Raw genomic sequence first — 1,879 nt, forward strand, 5'->3', positions numbered from 1 at the left:
AGCAAGACGGTGACTTTATTCGTTTGGATTTGGGAGTGCAGTAGATGGGTAGTTCTAAATCAAAATCGAGTAATACCAGTAACACCACTAACGTCAGCGGTCAGAATGCCATTAGTGGCGATAACCTCGGTGTGGCGATTTCGGGGGTGAATAACTCGACCATCAACACCACCATGACCGACCACGGCGCAGTGAATGCCGCTATGGAACTTGGCGAAAAAGCGTTTGATGAAGCCTTTGCGTTTGGCGGCGAAATGCTCAACAGCAATGAACGCATTTCGCTTGAAGCGATGGACACCACTCACGACATTGCCGAAACCGCCATTGATGAAGTGGCCGATTTTGCGGGCGATTCCTTGGCAACGTACGCCTCAACCAACAGTGAAAACCTCGATATGTTGGCGGGACTGGCGGGCAATCAAGCGGCGCAGAACTCGAAGAACCTGCAAGCCATGATGGACTTGGCGAAATTCAAACAGGACGGCGGGCAAGTCGAAACAAGCAAGATGATGGTCGTTCTCGCGATTGTGCTTGTGTTGGTGCTTGGCTACGTAATGGTGAAGAAACGATGAACACGCAACTATTAGCGGGGCAAGCCATCCCGCTGACGCCAGATGGTAATTGGCTGTATCTGAAATCGGCGCAAGCTGAAATCGAAATCTATCGCGAATCGTCCGGCGAGCGCGTCACGCTTGGTAAGTCGTCAGTGTTTAACGTGGGCGAGGGTAAACACCTTGGGCGTTTGCTTATCTCAAGCCGCACCGATAACCAGATTGAAATTCAATTTGGCTTTGGGATGTTCACGCCGCCCGTTGAGGGTCAAAGCGTGGTGGTGCAAGCACTGCCGAATGTGGTGATTGAGCACATGCCAGGGGTGACGGTGGAACACTTACCCGCGGTAGAAATCGCGCCCAATCAACAACTGGCGGTGAATCAACTGCCTGCTGTGAAAATCGCAGCGAATCAACAGCTCGGCGTCACGACGTTACCGCCTGTTGAGTTCAAAGCGCCGCAACCCGTGACGGTTCAATCGTTGCCATCGGTGGAAGTGTCTGCACTGCCCGCGGTCACGCTCGAAGCAACGCAAGTGGTCAACGTCGATGCGCAAGTCAGTCGCAACCTCATCACCGAAGCGGTGAGCGTGTTCCCGCACAACATTGCACAAAACACCACGCGTAAAGCCATCACGATTAAGGCGGCGAAAGCCAATACCGCCTCGGTGTTTATTGATGCGTTTGAACTGGAAGCGGGCGAGCGCATCACCATTGAAAGCACGGCTGACATGACCTTAACGGGCGCGGAGGGTGACAGCGTCACACTGTTGGAGGTGTAACCATGCCGTTGTTTATCTTAATTATTTTTGTTTTTGGAATTGGAGCGTTCACCATGACGACATCAACCACATCAAGCGTTCGCGGGATTCGCATTAATAACCCGCTTAACATTCGCATTGCACCAAATGCATGGCAAGGCAAGGTGACGCCGTCACGCGATAAAGCCTTTGAAACCTTTCAAGCGCCCGAATGGGGCTTTCGTGCGGGCGCCATTTTGCTGCGTAACTATCAGCGCCGCCATGAGCTGCACACTTTAACGGAAATTATTCACCGCTTTGCACCACCAAACGAAAACCACACGGCCAACTATGCACGCTTTGTCGCGGGTCGCGTTGGTGTGGGTATGGATGAGCGCATTGACTTGGTGAACAACAAGCCGCTGTTGGTCGAAGTGCTTCACGCGATGAGCATCATGGAGGTGGGTCGCCACTACAGCAAAAACACGGTGCTGAAAGGCGTCAATCTGGTTTAGGGAGAAACACAACATGTTTGAACGTTCAACATTAAAAGGCTTAACGCTTCTCGGTTCCGTTATCGCTGCGGCG

Annotated in this window: 3 protein-coding genes; all 3 read left to right on the forward strand. The window is 52.4% G+C overall.

Features of this window, described 5'->3' with window-relative positions; all coding sequences use genetic code 11:
- The first annotated feature begins 44 nt into the window (after positions 1-44).
- Genes L3V37_RS23945 through L3V37_RS23955 form a run of 3 tightly spaced genes read left to right on the forward strand, consistent with a single transcriptional unit; the run spans position 45 to position 1,806 of the window.
- Positions 45-572 (forward strand): hypothetical protein, encoded by a 528-nt coding sequence (locus tag L3V37_RS23945; protein WP_017636139.1) that lies wholly within the window; start codon positions 45-47, stop codon positions 570-572.
- Positions 569-1,333, forward strand: a complete 765-nt coding sequence (locus tag L3V37_RS23950; protein ID WP_205461040.1) for a hypothetical protein — start codon at positions 569-571, stop codon at positions 1,331-1,333. The genes L3V37_RS23945 and L3V37_RS23950 overlap by 4 nt, the downstream gene beginning before the upstream one ends.
- A gap of 2 nt (positions 1,334-1,335) precedes the next feature.
- The gene (locus L3V37_RS23955; RefSeq protein ID WP_046876230.1) at positions 1,336-1,806 is read left to right on the forward strand and encodes a structural protein; all 471 of its coding nucleotides are present in this window, start codon (positions 1,336-1,338) and stop codon (positions 1,804-1,806) included.
- Positions 1,807-1,879: the final 73 nt, after the last annotated feature.

Source organism: Vibrio sp. D54 (genome assembly GCF_021728075.1).
Taxonomy (GTDB): domain Bacteria; phylum Pseudomonadota; class Gammaproteobacteria; order Enterobacterales; family Vibrionaceae; genus Vibrio; species Vibrio alginolyticus.